Raw genomic sequence first — 19,249 nt, forward strand, 5'->3', positions numbered from 1 at the left:
GCGCTTCGGAAGGCGCGCCCGGTCCCGACGCGGGACTCGACCCCTGGCCAGCATCCGCCTGTCGCCCGATCGATGCGCGGCCCTTGCGCGGATCGCCAGCCGCGATAGACACCCGGGATGGACCGTATTCTCATTCGCGGCGGCAATCGCCTGTCCGGGCGCTTGCCCATCTCCGGCGCGAAGAACGCCGCGCTCACGCTGATGCCGTGCGCGCTGTTGACCGAAGAGCCCCTGACGTTGCGCAACCTGCCGCGGCTGGCGGATGTCGACGGTTTCGGCCACCTGCTCAACCAGCTTGGCGCGTCGACCGCGATTCAGGGCACGCGGCCCGAGGATTTCGGCCGGGTGATGACGATCCGCGCGGGTAACCTCACCTCGACCGAGGCGCCGTACGACATCGTGCGGAAGATGCGCGCGTCGATCCTGGTGCTCGGGCCGTTGCTCGGGCGTGGCGGCGAGGCGACGGTGTCGCTGCCGGGCGGCTGTGCGATCGGCAATCGTCCGATCGATCTGCATCTGCGCGCTCTGGAAGCGATCGGCGCCGAGCTCGAGATGGCGGCGGGCTATGTGAAGGCGATCGCGCCGGGTGGGCGCCTGCCGGGCGGCCGCTTCCGCTTTCCGATCGTGTCGGTCGGTGCGACCGAGAACGTCGTGATGGCGGCGGTACTCGCCAAGGGCACGTCGGTGATCGAGAACGCCGCGCGCGAGCCCGAGATCGTCGACCTGTGCAACTGCCTCGTCGCGATGGGCGCGTCGATCGACGGGATCGGCACCGAGACGCTGACGATCGAAGGCCGCGACCGGCTGCACGGCGCGACCTATGCGGTGATGCCCGACCGGATCGAGGCGGGTAGCTACGCATGTGCTGCGGCGATCACCGGCGGCGACCTGGAACTGGTCGGCGTGGCGATCCCGGACATGGGCGCGACGATCGATGCGTTGGTCGAGGCGGGCGTATCGGTGACGCCGACCAGGGACGGCGTGCGCGTTGCGTCGGACGGTCAGCTAAAGCCGCTGACGCTGTCGACCGCGCCGTACCCCGGGTTCGCGACCGACATGCAGGCGCAGTTCATGGCGATGCTGTGCAAGGCGGATGGCGCGAGCGTCCTGACCGAGACGATCTTCGAGAACCGCTACATGCACGTGCCGGAACTGGCGCGGATGGGGGGCGGATATCCAGGTACGCGGGCGGACCGCGGTTGTGCGCGGGGTGGACAAGTTGGTTGGGGCGCAGGTGATGGCGACCGATCTGCGGGCTTCGATGAGCTTGATCTTGGCGGGGTTGGCCGCGGATGGCGAGACGTCTGTGGGGCGGGTTTACCACCTCGACCGTGGGTATGAGCGGCTTGAGGAGAAGCTGAGCGCGGTTGGTGCGGACATCGAGCGCGCTAGCGATGGGTAATTATGGCGGGTGCGTAGGTTGAACGAGCGTTAGCCCTCTCCCCTCCGGGGAGAGGGTTGGGTGAGGGGCTGGTCCGGGCGGAGCATTGCTGGGTTGCCCCTCACCCCGACCCTCTCCCCGGAGGGGGAGGGAGTAGGTTGCCGGGCGTTTTGTGGTGGCATTCTTATGCGTCGCGGACGCTGTGGGGTTCGGTGTAAGCAGCGCTACCCTTGCTCGTTCCCCCGCGAAGGCGGGGGCCCAGGATCCAGCAAGGCCGTCCTTGGTAACCCGGTAGACATTCATTCAGCGCCGCCGGCAAAGCCGCCGTCGGACGGGTTCGGCCCAGCCGACCCGCCGACCCGCCGGCCGTGCCGGGCGCTGCCCGCTTCGCTTTGCTCGCGGGCAGCGGCGGCGCTTTGCGCTGCCTGCGCCCGTCAGTACATGTGCTGCCCGCCATTGATGCTCAACGTCGACCCGGTGACGAATCCGCCCTCCTCCGAGCAGAGAAACGCTACGCCGCGCGCGATCTCGGTAGCCTGACCCAGCCGCCCAACCGGGATCTTCGCCACGATTTTCTCCAGCACGTCGGCCGGCACCGCCGCCACCATGTCCGTATCGATATACCCCGGCGCGATCGCGTTGACCGTCACGCCCGCGCGCGCGCCTTCCTGGGCCAGGGCCTTCGTGAAGCCGTGGATGCCGGACTTGGCCGCGGCATAGTTCACCTGGCCGTACTGCCCGGCCTGTCCGTTGATCGAGCCGATGTTGACGATCCGCCCCCATTTGCGCGTGCGCATGCCGGGGAACACCGCCTTGGCCATGTTGAAACAGCCGCCGAGATTGGTGTCCATCACCTCTTTCCAATCCTGGTACGTCATCTTCAGGATCGTGCCGTCGCGGGTGATGCCGGCGTTGTTCACGACGATGTCGACGTCGCCCAGATCGGCGGCGACCTGCGCGCAGCCGGCCTGGCACGCATCATAGTCGGCGACGTCCCACTTGTAGGCTGCAATGCCCGTGCGCTCGGTAAACTCCCGCGCACGTTCATCGTTACCTGCATAGGTTGCGGCGACCGTCAGGCCCATGTCCTGTAGCGCGAGACTGATCGCTTCGCCGATACCGCGCGTACCACCGGTTACAATTGCGACGCGTGCCATCAGTCTCTCTCCTCAGTGTTTTGCCGAAGGCTAGCCAGCCCGCACCCATCCTTCAAGCTCGCGCGCCAAAATGCTGCGCAACATTTCCACGCCGACCGGGCTGTCGTTGAGGCATGGCAGATACGCGAAGTGCGTCCCGCCAGCCTCTTCGAAGCTCTCGCGCCCGCGGATCGACAGTTCCTCCAGCGTCTCCAGGCAATCGGCGGAGAAGCCCGGCGCGAAGATCGCCACCTTGGTCTTGCCCGCCTTGGCCAGCGCGACGAGCGTCTCGTCGGTTGCCGGCCCCAGCCACTTCTGTGGCCCGAACCGTGACTGGAACGCGATCGTCAACTCGCGCCCCATCCGCTCGCCGAGCAACCGCGCGGTCTTCTGGCAGTGGCAGTGATACGGATCGCCCTGCTGCAACGTCCGCTTCGGCATGCCGTGGAAGCTGGCGACGATCGCATCGGGGGTGAAGTCGAGCGCCGAAAGCCCCTCTTCGAGCGAGTCCTTCAGCGCGTCGATATAGAGCGCGTCGTCGTAATAAGGCGGCAGCGTACGGATCGCCGGCTGCCAGCGCAGACCGGCGAGATGCTTGAACGCCTTGTCGTTCGCCGTCGCGGTCGTTGCTGCGCAATATTGCGGGTAGAGCGGCGCGAGCAGGATGCGCTCGCAGCCCGCCGCCTTCATCGCTGTCAGCCGGTCCGAGATCGACGGATTGCCGTAGCGCATCGCCCAGTCGACGAGCAGTTCCGGCCCAAACGAATCCTTCAACGCCGCGGCCTGCAACCGCGTAATCGCGGCGAGTGGCGAGCCATCCTCGCGCCAGACCTGTGAATAGGCGTGCGCGGACTTCTTAGGGCGGGTGTTGAGGATGATGCCGCGCAGGATCGGCTGCCACGCGATCTGCGGGATCTCGACGACGCGCGAATCGGACAGGAACTCGCCGAGATAGCGCTTCACCGATTTCGCATCGGGGCCATCGGGGGTGCCGAGGTTCATCAGCAGCACGCCGATCTTGGGTTTCGGAATCGGGGGGTGATCGGGGGGCAGGGTCATGACGCTGGTCTTAAAGGCAAATTGCGGATGCGGAAGCCCGTTGACGCATAGAGCGCGTTGGCGATCGCGGGCGCGACCGCGGGGACGCCGAGTTCGCCGACGCCGCCGGGGGCCTCGTCGCTGCGGATGACCTCGACGGTAATGTCGGGCGTGTCGGCGAGGCGGGGCAGGCCGATCGTGTCGAACCCGCGCGCCTCGGCGAGGCCGCGGGTGAAGCCCGTCGATGCGCCGAGCGCGGCGGCCATGCCGAAGATCAGCCCACCCTCGATCTGTTGGCGAACGATGTCGGGATTGATCTGCGCACCGCAATCGACCGCGGCGACGAGCCGGTCGACCACCGGGCGCTGGTCGGCGCCCATGTGCGCCTCCGCCATGACGGCGATGTAGCTGCCGCGGAAGGCGTGGCACGCGATCCCCTGGCCGCTGCCCGCCACGCCGCCGTCCCAGCCGCCGAGCGCTGCTGCGGTCGAGAGACAGCGCGCGAGTCGCGGTTCGCCGCCGAGCATGGCGATGCGGAACGACATCGGTTCGGACTGGGCGGTGCGCGCGAGTTCGTCGAGAAAGCATTCGGTGAAGAACGCGGTGTAGCCATGCGCGCCGCCGCGGAGGTGGCCGGTGGGTATGCCGATCTCGGCGGGGTGGTGCTCGATCGCATAGGCGGGGATGCGATAGACGGGCGTCGCGCCCGCGACGGCGTAGCGATCGCCTTTGACGCCGATCAGCGCGGCTTCGGTCGCGAGGCCCGGCATCATCCGGCGTGCCATCTCGGCGCCCGTCGAGGGGGGCTGCGATGTTGGCCGACCAGCCCATGATCGCGCCGTTGGGGGCGAGCCGTGAGGCCATCTTTGCGACCGCGGGTGGGCGGTAGTGATCGTGGAGCGAATCCTCGCCGCGCGACCAGACGAGGCTGACCGGGCGGCGGAGTTTGACCGCGAGCACTGCCGCCTGTTCGGCGACATCGTGTTCGAGTGCGGCGCCGAACGACCCGCCGATCAGCATCGGATGGACGACGACGGCATCCTCGCTGAGATTCGCCGCGCGCGCTGCTGCCGATCGTGCGAGCCCGGGCGCCTGCGTCGCGAGCCAGAGTTCGAGGCGGCCGTTGGAGAAGGAGGCGGTTGCGCTGCGGGTTTCGATCGCTGCGTGCAGGCCCAGGCTGGCGCGGTAGGTCGCGGTGACGAGCTTGGCGCCCTGGAAGGTCGTGGCGACCTCGCCTGCGGACGCCATCTGCGTGCCGGGATGGGCTAGCGCGGCGTCGAGTGCTGCGTCGATCGACCTGGTATAGGGGGAGGGGGGGCGTCGTTCTCGAATCGCGGGGCGAGGGCGTCGAGCGCCTTTTGCGCGGCCCACCCTGTCGTAGCGACGGCCGCCACCCAGCGCGGGTTCTCGACCACCGACAGCACGCCGCGGATCCGGTCGGCGGCGGCGCGGTCGACCTTTGCCAGGCGCCCGCCGACCGGGCCCTGGCGGATTGCAGCGTGGACCATGTCGGCGAGGCGGACATCGCCGGCGAAGTTGGCCGAGCCGTCGACTTTCGAGGGGGTGTCGAGGCGGGGGGACGGATTTGCCGACAAGCTTGCCTGCACCCTGGATGCCGAGTGGGAGGGGATCGGGGGAGGGTGAACTTGGCGGCTTCCTCCGCGAGTTCGGCGAAGCGGATGCGCTTGTTTTGGTAGGTGCAGAAGCCCGCGTCGACGTTGACCTGGGTCCAGTCGGCGTCCCAGCGCTTGGCCGCCGCCATGCAGAGCAGCGCGCGGGCGCCTGCGCCGGCCTCGCGACAGGCTTGCTCGAACATCCGGATCGAGCTTGATCCGCCGGTCAGCATCGGTGGTTGCGGGGTGCCTTGCGGGAGGCGATCGAACAGGCCTTCGAACAGGTCGTGCGTGCCGATCGGGTTGGCGTAGAGCGGGTTGAGCGGGGCGGGCTCGACGCCGATCGTGCGCCAGTCCGCGCCGAGCTCGTCCGCGACGATCTGGGGGAGCGTCGTGTAGACGCCCTGGCCGTGCTCGACCTGCGGGACGGCGACGGTGACGTGGCCGTCGGTGCCGATCTTGAGCCATGCGCCGAACGGGGTTTCGCCGGGATTGGCGACGAGGTTGGGGGCGTAGGTTCGTGGCCAGAGACCCCAGGCGACGACGAGCCCGATCCCTGCGCCGCCGCCGACTAAAATCTCACGCCTGCTGATCATGGGGTGGCTCTAATCCTTCTCCCCCACGGGGAGAAGGTGGCGCGAAGCGTCGGATGAGGGGGAGTGGGGTCTCCGGGACTGCGCCGGGAGTCCCACTGCCCCTCTCCCTTCCGTCGCCAAGTGGCTCCTCCCCTCCCTCTCCCCGGAGGGGCGAGGGGATATTAGGCCAGCGCTTTATACTTGGCCTTGAGCGAGACCTTGTCGATCTTCTCCGTCCCCAGTCTTGGCAGCGGCTCTTCCGAAATCCAGATGCGCTGCGGTATCTTGAATGCGGCGATGTGCTGATGGAGGAACGCGGTCAGGTCGTCCGGGGTCAGCGTTTCGCCGTCTTGCGGCACAACCACCGCACCGGGGACCTCGCCGAAGCGCTCGTCCGCCAGTCCGAACACGGCGGCTTCCGCGACCGCTGAGTGTTCGTACAGCGCCGCCTCTACTTCCTGGCATGAGATATTCTCGCCACCGCGGATGATGATGTCCTTCTTGCGGTCGACGATGAACAGATAGCCGTCCTCGTCGAGGTAACCGATGTCGCCGGTGCGGAAATAGCCATCCGCGGTGAACGCAGTGGCGGTCGCATCCGGACGGTTCCAATATTCCTTGAAGTTGCAGATCGAGCGGATGCAGACCTCGCCGCGCTGGCCCTGGTCGACCGTGTGGCCGGAGTCGTCGAGGATGGCCAGATCGACCAACGGCGCGCCTGGGCGGCCGGCGGAATTGGGCTTGGCCAGGTAGTTGCCGCGCCAGTTGCCGGTGCCGACCGCGTTGGTCTCGGTCAGGCCGTAGCCGATCAGCGGTGCGCTGCCGCCCATCTCCTCGTCGATGCGGCGGACATGATCGACCGGGCGCGGCGCGCCGCCGGCGGCGAAATCGGTGACGGTCGAGAGGTCGTACTTCGCGCGATCCGGGTGGTTGAGAATCTCGAAGCTCATCAACGGGACACCAACGAAATAGGTGACGCTCTCCGCCTCGATCAGCCGCATCGCCTCGCCCGCATCCCATTTCGGCATCAGCACGAGCTTGCGCCCCATCGCGAAGCTCTGGAGGAAGACCGGCACTTCCCCGGTGATGTGGAACAGCGGGATCGTCAGCAGCGTGACCGGTTGGCCGACCGGCGGATTGCCTTGCGCGGTGGCGATGCCGACCATCATCATCGCCTGGCCGAGATAATTGAAGATCCCCTGCACGACCGCACGGTGTTCGGAGAGCGCGCCCTTCGACTGGCCGGTCGAGCCGCTCGTGAACAGGATCGTTGCGTGATCCTCGGGTCCGAGCAGCGGCAGGTCGGCGGTGTGATCGTCCTTTGCGAACACGGCTCCGAGCGCGGCGTCGAGCGGTCGCGAATCGTCGATCTCGACCACCGGCGCGCGTAGGCCTGCGATCTGCGCGAGTCGCTTCACGCGGGGCGGATCGGCGAACACGAGTGCGCAATCGACCTCGCCGATCGCTGTTTCCAGTTCCTCCGACTGCCACCAGCCGTTGAGCAGGGTCGCGACGCCGCCGGCCATGATGATACCCATGTAGAGGACGATCCAAGACGGCGAGTTGCGCATCGCGATGCCGACTCGGTCGCCCTTGGCGATGCCGTAGCCGCCGATAAGGGCGCGTGCGGTGCGTTCCGCGGCGGCGTAGACCTCGCCGAACGTCAGCCGTTCGGCGCCGGAGACGAGGAAAACGGCGTCGCGGTGCTCGTTGGCATAGTGTGCGAAATAATAGCTGAGCGCGGGCGGGGCGGCGGCGATCGTCGGTAGCGTGACGCCGAACCGCTCGACCGATCCGAGCGCCAGCATGCCGTCGGGCGCGGTCAGCGCGGCCATCGTCGAATCCATAGCTAGGTCTAGCTCGGTCCGCATATCGCTCTCCTACTTGGTCTTATCGTTATCGGTCTTTATGCAGGGGGCGAACGCGTGGGGAAAAGCCTTTGATCCTGTCGACCATCACCGCCGCTGCGGGTGCCGTAGCGCCTGCCGTCGGCAGTCACATCCGCTTCGAGGATCTGGGGCTGCACCCCGACGTCTTCTCGATCGGCTTCTTCACGCTGCGCTGGTACAGCCTTGCCTATATCGGCGGGATCCTGCTCGGCTGGTGGTACCTGCTGAAGCTGCTCGCCCAGCCCGGCGCACCGATGGCGCGGCGGCATGCTGACGACCTCGTATTCTACGCGACGCTCGGGATCATCCTCGGCGGGCGGCTCGGTTACGTGATCTTCTACGCGCCCGAGATGTTCCTGCATCCGCTGCGTATCTTCCGGCTGTGGGACGGCGGCATGTCGTTCCACGGCGGGGTGATCGGCACGTCGATCGGGCTGATCCTGTTTGCGCGGAAGCACCAGCTCAACTGGTTGCGCGTGCACGATTATATCGCGTGCTGCGTACCGTTCGGGCTGTTCTTCGGACGGCTGGCGAACTTCGTGAATGGCGAGCTGTGGGGCAAGCCGACCGACGTCGCGTGGGGGATCATCTTCGAGCGTACCGTGCCGTTCGGGATGGTCGAGCCGGCGCGCCATCCGAGCCAGCTGTACGAGGCCGGGCTGGAAGGCATCGTCCTGTTCGCGCTGCTCTGGTTCGCGTTCTGGAAGACCAAGGCGCGGTATGATCCAGGCAAGCTCGTCGGGTTGTTCGTGCTGGGGTACGGGATCGCGCGGTTTACCGTCGAGTTCTTCCGCGAGCCGGATTCGCAGCTGCGGGCGTTTGCCGAGCATACCGGGCTGCACATGGGGCAGTGGTTGTGCGTGCCGATGATCGTCGGTGGCGCGTATCTGGTGGCGACATCGGCCAAGCGGCGCGTGCGGGTCGAGCCGATCGCGGGGACGGCGAGCGTCGCTTAGGCAAACCTTTGATTGGAAGCACTACCCCGGCGGAGGCCGGGGCCCAAGTGGAACGTCCATAGTGACGTGCGTTGCGCGCGGTCACACTGACCTTCCCAATTGGGCCCCGGCCTCCGCCGGGGTGGTAGAGAATTTCAGATGACCGATACCGCTTTACCCGAACGCCTTGCCCGCGCGATCGCGCTCGCAGGCCCGATCCCCGTCGCGCAGTATATGGCGGCGGCGAACGCGCACTATTATGCGACGCGCGATCCGCTGGGGGCGGGGGGCGACTTCACCACCGCGCCCGAGATCAGCCAGATGTTCGGCGAGCTTGTCGGGCTTTGGTGTGCCGATCTTTGGGATCGCGCTGGCCGCCTGGATGTGGCGTGGGTCGAGCTCGGGCCGGGTCGCGGGACGCTTGCTGCCGATGCCGCGCGGGCGATGGCGAAGGCCGGGCTTGAGCCGCCGGTACATTTCGTCGAGACCAGCCCGGCGTTGAGAAAAGCTCAAGCCGAGCGTGTGCCCGCTGCGACGTGGCACGACTCGATCGATTCGCTGCCGACCGATCGTCCGCTGATCGTCGTCGCCAATGAGTTCTTCGACGCGCTGCCGATCCGGCAGTTGGTGAAGCGCGAGCAGTGGCACGAACGGCTCGTCGCGGCGCAGGACCTGCTGTTCCTGCCGATCGCCGGGAAGCCGCTCCCGGATGCCGTCATCCCCGAGCCATTCCGCGACGCGCCCGCAGGCTCGATCCTCGAAACCTCGCCTGCTGCCGTGACGATCATTCGCGGTCTCGCCAAGCGGATTGCCGTGCAGGGCGGTGCGCTGATCGCGGTCGACTATGGCTATGAGGGGCCGGCACTCGGCGACACGTTGCAGGCGGTGCGCGGGCATGCGTTCGCCAATCCGTTCGAGGCGCCCGGCGAGCATGACCTGACCGCGCACGTCGACTTCACCACGCTCGCCGCCGCGGCACAGGCCGAGGGCGCGGTGGCGTGGTGGGGCCGGTGACGCAGCGCGACCTGCTCGGTGCGCTCGGCATCGATTCGCGGACGTCGGCACTCGCCAAGGCGTCGCCTGCGCGGGCGGAAGCATTGGCGGCGGATCGGAGGAGGTTGATGGACGATATGGGTACGCTCTTCAAAGCGCTGGCGATCACCGCGCCGTCCTGGCCGACCCCGGCGGCGTTTGCATGATCTCCTATCGCAATGCGGTGCCCGCCGACGGTGCAGAACTCGGTTCGATGGCGAAGCAGTCTTTCACCGATACGTTCGGTACGCTGTACCGGCCTGAAGACCTTGCGGCGTTTCTCGAGCAAGCGTTCGGGGCAAAGGGGTTGCCGGCACAGCTGTCCGACCCTGCCTTCACGGTGCGCGTCGCGGTGGACATGGTCGGCGCGATCGTCGGATTTGCCAAGATCGGCCCTGTTGCCTTTCCTGGCGATTGGCCTGCGTCCGCGATCGAGCTTTATCAGCTATATGTGCGCAGCGACCAGCACGGTGCGGGTGTCGGCCCGGCGTTGATGGACTGGGCGATAGATGCCGCACGCGCCGAGGGGCGGACGGAAATGATCCTGAGCGTGTATGTGGATAATCACCGAGCGCACCGATTCTACCAGCGTTACGGCTTCGTCGAGATCGGGCGGTATGTGTTCATGGTCGGTGAGCAGCCTGATGATGACCGGATCATGCGGCTTGAGCTGTAATGCTTGATGCCTCCAGAGATATCGTAGCGAAAGGCCGCCACCCCGGCGGAGGCCGGGGCCCAGTTGGAAAGGTCTTGGTAACGGCGCGATGCCTGCTGTTAGCAACGTCACCCAACTGGGCCCCGGCCTCCGCCGGGGTGGGGATGTGTTTGATGTTGGGTGACCTAAAATGACCATCGATCCAATCCGCGCGAAGGCGCTTGGCGACATTCCGCATGGCTTTCTCGGACGGCGTGGCGGCGTCTCGACCGGTGCGTATGCGAGCCTCAATGTCGGTATCGGGTCCGACGACGACCCCGCCGCCATCGTTGAGAACCGTCGTCGTGCGAGTGAAGCCGTCCTCCCCGGCGCGAAGCTCGTCGGTCTGTACCAGGTCCATTCCGCCGACGCGGTCACCGTGATCGAGCCGTTCGACGACGCGATCCGTCCGCATGCCGATGCGCTGGTCACCAACCGTCCCGGCCTTGCGCTCGGCATCCTCACCGCCGACTGCGCGCCCGTATTGTTCGCCGACGCGCACGCCGGCGTCGTTGCGGCAGCCCACGCTGGCTGGAAAGGTGCGCTCGGCGGCGTCACCGACTCCACGATCCTCGCGATGGAGGCGATCGGTGCGCACCGCGACCGGATCGTCGCCGCCGTCGGGCCGTGCATCGCGCGCGCCAGCTATGAGGTCGACGACGCCTTCATCCGCCGGTTCTGCGAAGCGGATCCGGAGAACGAGCGCTTCTTCGCGGACGGTCGCGCCATCGAGAACAGGGGCGGTCATTACCAGTTCGACCTGGAGGCCTATGTCGTCAGCCGGCTCGCGGTCGCCGGGATCGGCCGGATCGAGGCGCTCGGGCTCGACACCTACACCGATGACGATCGCTTCTTCAGCTATCGGCGCGCGACCCATCGCGGCGAGCCCTCCTATGGGCGCCAGATCAGCATCATCGGCCTGTAACGGCTCCCAAAGCCCTCGCCGGTCGTTTAGGCTCCGCACATCGGCTCGCATAAGACGGGCCACGCAGGAGCATATTGATGTCCGATACCCCCGAAAACGCCGGCGCAGTCCCCGCCGAAACCGAAGCGGACCTGACCGGCGTAGCCGCGCGCGTCGCGCCGAAGCCCGAGGTCGAGAAGATCGGCGGGCGCAAGCTGAAGCCGTCGACCTTGATGATGGGGCACGGTTACGATCCTGCGCTGTCGGAAGGCTCGCTGAAGCCGCCGATCTTCCTCACCTCGACCTTCGTGTTTCCCAATGCGGCGGCGGGCAAGCGTCACTTCGAGGGCGTCACCGGCAAGCGTCCGGGCGGTGCCGAGGGGCTCGTCTATTCGCGCTTCAACGGGCCAAACCAGGAGATCCTCGAGGATCGTCTCGGCGTCTGGGAAGAGGCGGAGGACGCGCTCGCCTTCTCGTCGGGCATGTCGGCGATCGCCACGCTGTTCCTCGCGATGGTCAAGCCGGGCGACACGATCGTCCATTCGGGGCCGTTGTATGCGGCGACCGAGACGCTGATCGGCCGCGTACTCGGCAAGTTCGGGGTCAAGTGGCTCGACTTCCCGGCGGGTGCGACTCGTGAAGAGATCGACGCGGTGATGACCGAGGCGGCGACCGGCAACGTCGCGCTGATCTACCTCGAAAGCCCGGCGAATCCGACCAATGCGCTGGTCGACGTCGAGGCGGTCGCGGCCAGCCGTGACGCGATCTTCAAGGGTGAGAAGCCACCGATCGCGATCGACAACACCTTCCTCGGGCCGCTGTGGTTCCAGCCGCTCAAGCATGGCGCGGACATCGTCGTGTATTCGCTGACGAAGTATGTCGGCGGGCATTCGGATCTCGTCGCGGGCGGCGTGCTCGGCACGAAGGAGCACATCAACACGATCCGCACGATGCGGAACACGATCGGGACGATCACCGATCCGAATACCGCGTGGATGTTGCTGCGATCGCTGGAGACTCTCGAACTGCGGATGAGCCGTGCGGGCGAGAATGCGGCGAAGGTCTGCGGCTTCCTGCGGCATCATCCAAAAGTAGAGCGAGTCGCGTATCTCGGCTTTCTGGAGGACGAGCCGGGTATGGAGCGGCAGGCGGACATCTATCGTCGCCATTGCACCGGCGGCGGTTCGACCTTCTCGCTGTATCTCAAGGGCGGCGAGCGCGAGAGCTTCGCGTTCCTCGATGCGCTGAAGATCGCCAAGCTGGCGGTGTCGCTGGGGGGGGACCGAGACGCTGGCTAGCCATCCGGCTGGGATGACGCATCTGTCTGTGCCCGATGCGCGCAAGCAGGCGCTGGGGATTACGGACAACCTCGTCCGGATCTCGATCGGGGTGGAGGATCCGGACGATCTGATCGCTGATTTCGAGCAGGCGCTGGATACGATCTAAATCTGAAAAGGCGTCTGCCATCTCTTGTTCTCCCGCGAAGGCGGGAGCCCAGTCTGGGTCCCCGCCTTCGCGGGGAAACAAGAGAGCGATGTGGCGGGTTTTGGGTGAAGTCTTCGCCCTGACCCGCTAGCATCCGATCGATGCCGATCTTTACCCCCATCCCGCAGCACGAGTTCGTCGCTGCGATCCACATCCTCGCAGCCAAACTGGTCGAGGATACCGCGTGGAAACCTGATTACATCATCGGCATCGGCCGTGGCGGGCTCGTACCCGCGGTGTTCCTCAGCCATGCGATCGGGTTGCCGACGCTGTCGGTCGATTATTCGAGCCAGGTGAAGGATTTTGCCGACGAGCCGCTGGTCAAGCTCGCCGCGCGGACGCGGGGGGGGAGCGGCTGCTGTTCGTGGACGACATCAATGATTCGGGGCGGACGATCGCGCATCTGCGTGGTGCGCTGGCGGCGGCGGGTGCGGTCGAGGGATCGGTGCGGTTTGCGATGCTGATAGACAACGTCAGTTCGGCCGAGCGGATCGAGTATTGTGCGCGGACGATCGACCGGGCTGTGACCAAGGACTGGTTCGTGTTTCCTTGGGAGGCGGTGGCGCCCGATGCGGCGATTGCGCAGGATGCTGCCGAGGTCCCGGACCGGATCGCGTAACTTCTTGTTCTCCTGCGGATGCAGGAGCCCAGGGTTGCGGGCGCTGGACGGAGTAACCCTGGCTTCCTGCGTTCGCAGGAAAACAGTGGACGAACAAAGGGCCGGCTCCCGTACGGGAAGCCGGCCCTCGCCCCTCGATACGCTACGCGAGGGAACTGGGAAACTGGTTGGGTGGCTCGAACGGGCGCGACGTCGGCTAAGCCGTCGTCGGTCGGGTCAGGCGATGCCTGCCCGCCGTCCGTGCCGGCGGTTGCTCGCTTTAGCGAGCACCGGCCCGGGCTTTGCCGGGCCTAGCGCCGGCAGTACCCTGGGTTATCCGACTTATCGATCGCGTTGCCGGCCAGGCCGCCACCGGCGGCGCCGAGGACCGCGCCGAGCGTCCGGTCACCACGACCGGCCACGGTGTGACCGAGCAGGCCGCCGGCGAGCGCGCCGATGATCGTGCCGCCGGTGTTGTCGCATCCGCGACGGCTGCGTGCGTTGTAGCGGCGGTCGTTGCCGCGATACTCGCGGTAGTCGCCGCGATAACCACGATCGTAGCCATTGTCGCGATAGCCGCCACCCTGATAGCCGTCGTAGCCACGCTCGTAGCGCGAGCCCCAGCGCTGCGCATCGGCGGCGGCGGGAACGAGAGCGGTCGCACCCAATGCGAGGGCACTGGCGGCGAGAGTAAAAGTCTTGAACATCGTGCGTCTCCCGTTGGGGATTTCGGCGGCGGCGGGGGCCGTGCTTCCATCCTCGATGAGACGCTTATGGGTGATTCGCATTGAGCTAAGCCTGAATGCGTCCGTTATCCGCTGTTCATGCTTCCGCGGATCGCCGGACACCCTATGAGGGACGCGATGCGGCGCCTGATCACTGTCCTGTTCGTCGCCGTGAGCGTCTGTGCGATCGTGCCGACCTGGTCGGGCGAAGCGCGGCTCGACCTGCTCGGCAAGCGGGCGCAGCTGACCGCGACGCGCGTGATGCTCGATCGCACCAACCCGCGGCATGTGCGCGTCGGCGGGCTCACCTATCTGGGTGGGGTGGCACTCGACAGTCGCGATCCCGCGTTCGGGGATTCTCATCGCTCGACGTTGCACCAGCGCCGACCGGCAACCGCTTCACGATGCTGAGCGACGGCGGCAACATCGTCCAGTTCGACATGGGCGCCGACTGGCTCCCGCACCGGGTCGCGTTCGAGAACCTGCCCGCTGGCCCCGGCATCGGCTGGGAGAAACGCGACCGCGACAGCGAATCGATGGCGATCGATCCGGTATCCGGGAAGATCTGGGTCGGCTTCGAGGATGACAATTCGATCTGGCGCTATGCTGGGGGGTTCGCGCGGTACGAGGCGCGGGTGATGCCCGAGGCCATGCGGAAATGGCCATCGAACGGCGGGCCCGAATCGATGGCGCGGCTACCCGATGGGCGATTCGTCGTGATCAGCGAGGAGGCGCATGTGCGTCGGCCGGACTGGTCCGGGTCGGAAGGCGAGCGGCTGCACACGCGGCAGGCGCTGATCTTCGCGGGCGATCCGACCGGGACGGGGGTGCCTGAGCGATTCGCGTATGAACCGTTCGGGCGGTCCGATCCGTCGGACGTCACTGCGCTGCCGAATGGCGACCTACTCGTGCTCGATCGTGGTTTCCGACTGCCGTTCACGTTCTCGGCGCGGATATCACGAGTCGCGGCGCGCGACGTGGCTGCGGGGCGAATCGCACGCGGCCGCCTGATCGCGACGATCGATGCGCCGCTGATCCACGACAATTTCGAGGGGATCGACACGACGGTCGAGAACGGCGCGACGATCGTGTGGATCGTGTCGGACGACAACCAGATGTTTCTCCAGCGCACGCTGCTGCTGAAGTTCAGGCTGGATCGCTAGCCTACAAACGCAGACGGCCCGCCCTGCGAGGTGCAGGGCGGGCCGCGGTGATCGCAGTACGACGTCGCTGTTAAGCGGCGACGGCCGATGCTGCGATCTTCTTGACGACTTCGCGCTTGAGGCGACGAACGCGGAGCGACAGCTTGTCGTCCGAGACCTTCACCAGCCAGTTGTCGAGGCCACCGTTATGCTCGACGGTACGCAGGCCGTGCGTCGAGACGCGCAGCTTGACGCCCTTCTCGAGCGAGATCGGACAGCAGCGTGACGTTCTGCAGGTTCGGCAGGAACGTGCGCTTGGTCTTGTTGTTGGCGTGGGAGACGTTGTTCCCGACCATCCGGCCCTTGCCGGTCAGTTCGCAGATGCGCGACATGTGATTACCTATTCAAGTGTCGGGAGGAACCCCGGAAAGGCGCGCGGATAGCTGGCACGCCGGCTTTCGTCAACCGATTCACGTCAAACGTGCCCGCGGTTGTCCGCAATGGGCATTGTGCAACCCACAGCGATCGACGACGTTGTTACGCTATCGAACTGTTCAATAAAAGGGGATGTCCCATGCGTACGCTCTTGTCTCTCGTCGCGATCGTCGTGCTGGTCGTGGTCGGCCTGATGTATTTCGGGATCATCAACATCGATCAGACCCGCCAGGGCGTCGTTCAGGCGCCGAAGTTCCAGGCGGACGTCGCCAAGGTCACGCTCGGCACGGAGAACAAGACGGTGGCGGTGCCGACGATCAACGTCGAGAAGCCGGGCAACAGCCAGGCACCGAACTGAGCTTTACGCAGGTGTTTACGTGGGGCGGGCGGCGGGGCAGGGCCTGAGGCCATGTTCCCTATCCCCGAACCCATGCGCCGCGCGCTCGACGCGGCGCGCGATGCGGCGCTGGCTGGGGAAGTCCCGGTCGGCGCCGTTGTCGTTAAGGACGGGGTTATTATCGCGACGGGGGCGAATGCGCCGCGGGCGTTGTGCGACCCGACTGCGCATGCCGAGATCCAGGCGATTCGCGCTGCTGCTTTGGTTCTGGGCAGCGACAGGCTCGAGGGGTGCGATCTTTGGGTAACGCTAGAGCCGTGTGCGATGTGCGCCGGGGCGATCGCGCATGCTCGGATCTCGCGGCTCTATTATGGGGCGGCGGATGCGAAGGGCGGGGCGGTGGAGCATGGGCCGCGGTTTTTCGGGCAGCCGACGTGTCATCATCGGCCTGAGATTTATGCGGGGATTGCGGAGACCGAGGCTGCGGGGATTTTGCGCGAGTTCTTTACGAGTCGCCGGTAGGGGCGTTGCGATTCTGCGATCCTCCCCCGCCAGGGGGAGGTGGCACCGAAGGTGACGGAGGGGGAGGACACGGAACGATAGCTCGTCGCTTTTCTCCCCCTCCGTCTGGCAAGCGCCAGACACCTCCCCCTGGCGGGGGAGGATCAGATCGGTTCAGCCTTCCAGGCTCTTGGAAGCCTGCTCGAACACATCCTTCGACAGCCCCGGCGTCCGCACGATCCGCTCCAGTTCCGCGCGCATCAACCCTGCGCGCGCCGCGTCGAACCGGCGCCATCGCCCGAGCGGCGGGAGAAGCTTCGCGGCGGTCTGTGGGTTCAACCGGTCGAGCGCGATCAACTGGTCCGCGAGGAATCGATAGCCACTCCCGTCGGCGTTGTTGAACGCCCGCTGGTTCGCGCCGAACGCACCGATCAGCGATCGGGCGCGGTTGGGGTTGGTCAGCGTGAAATCGGCATGCTCGGCAAGCCCCGCGACGATCGCGCCGGTATCGTCGCGCGACGACTGCGCCTGCGCCTGGAACCACTTGTCGAGCACCAGCGGGTTGTCGCAATATTGGCTGTAGAAGATGTCGAGCGCGGTGGTGCGGATCTCCGACTCGCTGCCGACCAGGGTCGTCAGCGCGCCCATCCGGTCGGTCATGTTGTCCGCCGAATCGAACTGCGCGAACGCGAGGTCCGCCGCATCCGCCGCGCCGCTCGCCGCTATATAGCCGAGCGATACCGTCCGTAGACGACGCAGGCCCTTGCCCTCCGGCGTATAGGCGTAGGGCTGGCCCTCGCCCCGCGCATACGCCTGCCGCCATTGCGCCTCCAGCCGCGTGCCGAGATCGAGGCGCAGCGCCTCGCGGGCACGGAAGATCGCTTCGGGATCGACGACGGCCATCTGGTCGCCGATGAAGCTCTCCGACGGCAGCAACACCGCCTCCGCGACGAACGCGAGATCGAGATCGGCATTGGCGAGCGTGTTCGCGACCGCGGCGATCACGCCCTCGTGATCCGCATGCCCGCCCGCCGACGCGACCAGCGTGTCGAGCATCAACTGCTGCATCGCTTCGTAGCGCGCGAACGGATCGTCGTCGTGCGCGCTGAGGAAGGCGAGATCGGCGGCGGTGCGGTCGCTCTCGACCAGCACCGGCGCGGAGAAACCGCGGTTGATCGACAGCACCGCGCGCTCGGCGAGGCCCTCGAACGTGATCGTGTCGAGCGTGTCGTTGAACATCACGAGACGCTCGTCGATCAGGGGCTGGCCCGTCTCGGCGCCGAACAGCTTCACACGCAACGGCAGGACCATCGGCGACTTCACCGGCTGGCCGGGCGTTGCGGGCACCTGCTGCGCGAGCTGCAACGTCGCGCGATCGCCGTCCTGCGACAGGCTGGCCGAAACCCGCGGCGTGCCCGCCTGCGAATACCAGAGGCGGAACTGGGTGAGGTCGACCTTGCCGCCTTCTTCCATCGAGGTGACGAAATCCTCGCAGGTCGCGGCCGTCCCGTCGTAGCGGTCGAAATACAGGTCGGTGCCCGCGCGGAATCCCTGCGGTCCGAGGATCGCGGCCATCATCCGGATCAGCTCGGCGCCCTTGTTGTAGATCGTCGCTGTGTAGAAGTTCGAGATCTCCTGGTAGGATTCAGGCCGCACGGGGTGCGCGAGCGGGCCCGAATCCTCGGGGAATTGCGACGCACGCAGGCCGCGGACGTCCTCGATCCGCTTGACCGCGCGGGAGCCCTGGTCGGCGGAGAAGCCCTGGTCGCGGTAGACTGTAAAGCCCTCCTTCAACGACAGCTGGAACCAGTCTCGGCAGGTGATCCGGTTGCCCGACCAATTGTGGAAATATTCGTGCGCGACGACCGCGGCGATCGCGTCATAGTCGTAATCGGTCGCGGTATCCGGGTCGGCGAGGATGTAGCGCGAGTTGAAGATATTGAGGCCCTTGTTCTCCATCGCGCCGAAATTGAAATCGTCGACCGCGACGATGTTGAACACGTCCAAGTCATACTCGCGGCCATAGGTCGTCTCGTCCCACGCCATCGCGAGTTCGAGTGCCTTCAACGCGTGCTCGGTCTTGGGGAGGTCGGCCTCACGCACCCAGATGCCGAGCGCCACTTCGCGGCCCGACATGGTCGTGAAGCTGCTGCGGTTCACCGCGAGGTCGCCGGCGACCAGTGCGAACAGGTAGGGAGGGTTTCGGGAAAGGGTCGTGCCAAGTTGCCCAGTGGCGACCGTCTTCGAGAGCGCCCTGCTCGACCGGGTCGCCGTTCGCGAGCAGCACCGGGAAGTGCTTCTTGTCGGCGGTCATCTTGACCGAATAAACGCTGAGCACGTCGGGGCGGTCGGGGAAATAGGTGATGCGGCGGAAGCCTTCGGCCTCGCACTGCGTGCAGAGATTGCCGCCCGAGGCATAGAGCCCCATCAACTGCGTGTTGCGATCGGGGGCGATCTCGACCTGCGTCTCGACGACATGCGCGGCGCCGGTGAGGGGAATGACGAGCTGTTCGCCGTCGATCCGCCAGTCGTTGATCGCGACGCCGTCGACCGTGACCGAGAGCGGCTTCTGGCCCGCGCCGTCGAGCCGCAGCGGTGCGGCGTGATCGCCGTTGCGCGTGACCGACAATGTTGCCGTTACGCGGGTGGTGGAGGGATCGAGGTCGAACTCCAGTTTCGTCTCGGGGACCAGCCACTCGGGCGGGGGTATAGTCCTCGCGGCGAATGACGAGCGGGTGGGCGAGACTGTTCTGGATATCGAGCATATGTTCGCGAATATAGGGCCGTGGCGTCCTACCGCCAGCCAAAGCTTGCGCGGGTGACGGTGGA

Annotated in this window: 13 protein-coding genes and 8 pseudogenes; 11 read left to right on the forward strand and 10 right to left on the reverse strand. The window is 66.5% G+C overall.

Annotated elements, in window-relative coordinates:
• Window positions 1-117: 117 nt before the first annotated feature.
• Window positions 118-1,402, forward strand: a pseudogene (gene murA / locus NHF48_RS14990) (UDP-N-acetylglucosamine 1-carboxyvinyltransferase).
• A 413-nt stretch (window positions 1,403-1,815) separates the two neighbouring features.
• On the opposite strand, the gene phbB reads toward murA, so the two are convergent.
• From phbB to NHF48_RS15025, 7 genes and pseudogenes are all read right to left on the reverse strand, one after another.
• Window positions 1,816-2,538, reverse strand: coding sequence for an acetoacetyl-CoA reductase (phbB, locus tag NHF48_RS14995; protein ID WP_253071545.1), 723 nt, complete (start codon window positions 2,536-2,538; stop codon window positions 1,816-1,818).
• 30 nt (window positions 2,539-2,568) lie between these two features.
• Window positions 2,569-3,576, reverse strand: coding sequence for a ferrochelatase (gene hemH, locus NHF48_RS15000; RefSeq protein ID WP_253072446.1), 1,008 nt, complete (start codon window positions 3,574-3,576; stop codon window positions 2,569-2,571).
• Window positions 3,573-4,340 (reverse strand): molybdopterin cofactor-binding domain-containing protein, encoded by a 768-nt coding sequence (locus tag NHF48_RS15005; RefSeq protein ID WP_253072447.1) that lies wholly within the window; start codon window positions 4,338-4,340, stop codon window positions 3,573-3,575. Before NHF48_RS15005 ends, hemH begins: the two co-directional genes overlap by 4 nt.
• A gap of 85 nt (window positions 4,341-4,425) precedes the next feature.
• Window positions 4,426-4,803, reverse strand: a pseudogene (locus NHF48_RS15010) (molybdopterin cofactor-binding domain-containing protein); the annotation flags it as partial.
• Window positions 4,804-4,820: 17 nt separating this feature from the next.
• Entirely contained in the window at window positions 4,821-5,162 is a 342-nt protein-coding gene (locus NHF48_RS15015; protein WP_253072533.1) for a hypothetical protein, read from the reverse strand.
• Between the two features lie 398 nt (window positions 5,163-5,560).
• Window positions 5,561-5,764: pseudogene (locus NHF48_RS25235) on the reverse strand (hypothetical protein); the annotation flags it as partial.
• A gap of 161 nt (window positions 5,765-5,925) precedes the next feature.
• The gene (locus NHF48_RS15025) at window positions 5,926-7,614 is read right to left on the reverse strand and encodes a class I adenylate-forming enzyme family protein (protein WP_253071546.1); all 1,689 of its coding nucleotides are present in this window, start codon (window positions 7,612-7,614) and stop codon (window positions 5,926-5,928) included.
• Between the two features lie 71 nt (window positions 7,615-7,685).
• On the opposite strand from NHF48_RS15025, the gene lgt reads away from it, so the two are divergent.
• The 6 genes and pseudogenes from lgt to NHF48_RS15055 all read left to right on the forward strand — a co-directional run bounded on the left by lgt (window position 7,686) and on the right by NHF48_RS15055 (window position 13,301).
• Complete coding sequence (gene lgt, locus NHF48_RS15030) at window positions 7,686-8,588, forward strand: prolipoprotein diacylglyceryl transferase (RefSeq protein ID WP_446741215.1); 903 nt, start codon at window positions 7,686-7,688, stop codon at window positions 8,586-8,588.
• 138 nt (window positions 8,589-8,726) lie between these two features.
• Window positions 8,727-9,766 (forward strand): annotated as a pseudogene (locus NHF48_RS15035) (class I SAM-dependent methyltransferase).
• Window positions 9,763-10,275: a GNAT family N-acetyltransferase gene (locus NHF48_RS15040; protein WP_253071547.1), complete on the forward strand. Its 513-nt coding sequence runs from the start codon at window positions 9,763-9,765 to the stop codon at window positions 10,273-10,275. Before NHF48_RS15035 ends, NHF48_RS15040 begins: the two are co-directional and overlap by 4 nt.
• Window positions 10,276-10,444: 169 nt before the next feature.
• On the forward strand, window positions 10,445-11,218 hold the full coding sequence (pgeF, locus tag NHF48_RS15045; protein ID WP_253071548.1) for a peptidoglycan editing factor PgeF: 774 nt from the start codon (window positions 10,445-10,447) through the stop codon (window positions 11,216-11,218).
• A gap of 77 nt (window positions 11,219-11,295) precedes the next feature.
• Window positions 11,296-12,643 (forward strand): annotated as a pseudogene (locus NHF48_RS15050) (cystathionine gamma-synthase family protein).
• A gap of 140 nt (window positions 12,644-12,783) precedes the next feature.
• Window positions 12,784-13,301: pseudogene (locus NHF48_RS15055) on the forward strand (phosphoribosyltransferase).
• 290 nt (window positions 13,302-13,591) lie between these two features.
• On the opposite strand, the gene NHF48_RS15060 reads toward NHF48_RS15055, so the two are convergent.
• Window positions 13,592-13,987 (reverse strand): glycine zipper 2TM domain-containing protein, encoded by a 396-nt coding sequence (locus tag NHF48_RS15060; RefSeq protein WP_253071549.1) that lies wholly within the window; start codon window positions 13,985-13,987, stop codon window positions 13,592-13,594.
• Window positions 13,988-14,143: 156 nt separating this feature from the next.
• Between NHF48_RS15060 and NHF48_RS15065 the strand changes: the two genes are divergently transcribed.
• Both NHF48_RS15065 and NHF48_RS15070 read left to right on the forward strand, forming a co-directional pair.
• Window positions 14,144-14,416, forward strand: a complete 273-nt coding sequence (locus tag NHF48_RS15065; RefSeq protein ID WP_253071550.1) for a hypothetical protein — start codon at window positions 14,144-14,146, stop codon at window positions 14,414-14,416.
• Window positions 14,410-15,168, forward strand: coding sequence for an esterase-like activity of phytase family protein (locus NHF48_RS15070; protein WP_253071551.1), 759 nt, complete (start codon window positions 14,410-14,412; stop codon window positions 15,166-15,168). Before NHF48_RS15065 ends, NHF48_RS15070 begins: the two co-directional genes overlap by 7 nt.
• Before the next feature lie 70 nt (window positions 15,169-15,238).
• On the opposite strand, the pseudogene rpmB reads toward NHF48_RS15070, so the two are convergent.
• A pseudogene (gene rpmB / locus NHF48_RS15075) lies at window positions 15,239-15,539 on the reverse strand (50S ribosomal protein L28).
• Window positions 15,540-15,721: 182 nt separating this feature from the next.
• Here rpmB and NHF48_RS15080 point away from each other — a divergent pair.
• Together NHF48_RS15080 and NHF48_RS15085 are read left to right on the forward strand one after the other, a co-directional pair.
• The gene (locus NHF48_RS15080) at window positions 15,722-15,940 is read left to right on the forward strand and encodes a hypothetical protein (protein ID WP_056487387.1); all 219 of its coding nucleotides are present in this window, start codon (window positions 15,722-15,724) and stop codon (window positions 15,938-15,940) included.
• A 51-nt stretch (window positions 15,941-15,991) separates the two neighbouring features.
• On the forward strand, window positions 15,992-16,441 hold the full coding sequence (locus NHF48_RS15085) for a nucleoside deaminase (protein WP_253071552.1): 450 nt from the start codon (window positions 15,992-15,994) through the stop codon (window positions 16,439-16,441).
• Window positions 16,442-16,594: 153 nt separating this feature from the next.
• On the opposite strand, the pseudogene pepN reads toward NHF48_RS15085, so the two are convergent.
• A pseudogene (pepN, locus tag NHF48_RS15090) lies at window positions 16,595-19,185 on the reverse strand (aminopeptidase N).
• Between the last annotated feature and the right edge of the window lie 64 nt (window positions 19,186-19,249).

It is taken from the genome of Sphingomonas sp. H160509, assembly GCF_024124765.2.
In the GTDB taxonomy this organism is placed as follows: Bacteria; Pseudomonadota; Alphaproteobacteria; order Sphingomonadales; family Sphingomonadaceae; genus Sphingomonas.

Bases quoted from the DNA above. Each gene is read 5' to 3' on its own strand.
- phbB (WP_253071545.1), bottom strand. From the start codon at position 2,538: ATGGCACGCGTCGCAATTGTAACCGGTGGTACGCGCGGTATCGGCGAA.
- hemH (WP_253072446.1), bottom strand. From the start codon at position 3,576: ATGACCCTGCCCCCCGATCACCCCCCGATTCCGAAACCCAAGATCGGC.
- NHF48_RS15005 (WP_253072447.1), bottom strand. From the start codon at position 4,340: ATGGCACGCCGGATGATGCCGGGCCTCGCGACCGAAGCCGCGCTGATC.
- NHF48_RS15025 (WP_253071546.1), bottom strand. From the start codon at position 7,614: ATGCGGACCGAGCTAGACCTAGCTATGGATTCGACGATGGCCGCGCTG.
- NHF48_RS15040 (WP_253071547.1), top strand. From the start codon at position 9,763: ATGATCTCCTATCGCAATGCGGTGCCCGCCGACGGTGCAGAACTCGGT.
- pgeF (WP_253071548.1), top strand. From the start codon at position 10,445: ATGACCATCGATCCAATCCGCGCGAAGGCGCTTGGCGACATTCCGCAT.
- NHF48_RS15060 (WP_253071549.1), bottom strand. From the start codon at position 13,987: ATGTTCAAGACTTTTACTCTCGCCGCCAGTGCCCTCGCATTGGGTGCG.
- NHF48_RS15065 (WP_253071550.1), top strand. From the start codon at position 14,144: ATGCGGCGCCTGATCACTGTCCTGTTCGTCGCCGTGAGCGTCTGTGCG.
- NHF48_RS15070 (WP_253071551.1), top strand. From the start codon at position 14,410: ATGCTGAGCGACGGCGGCAACATCGTCCAGTTCGACATGGGCGCCGAC.
- NHF48_RS15080 (WP_056487387.1), top strand. From the start codon at position 15,722: ATGCGTACGCTCTTGTCTCTCGTCGCGATCGTCGTGCTGGTCGTGGTC.
- NHF48_RS15085 (WP_253071552.1), top strand. From the start codon at position 15,992: ATGTTCCCTATCCCCGAACCCATGCGCCGCGCGCTCGACGCGGCGCGC.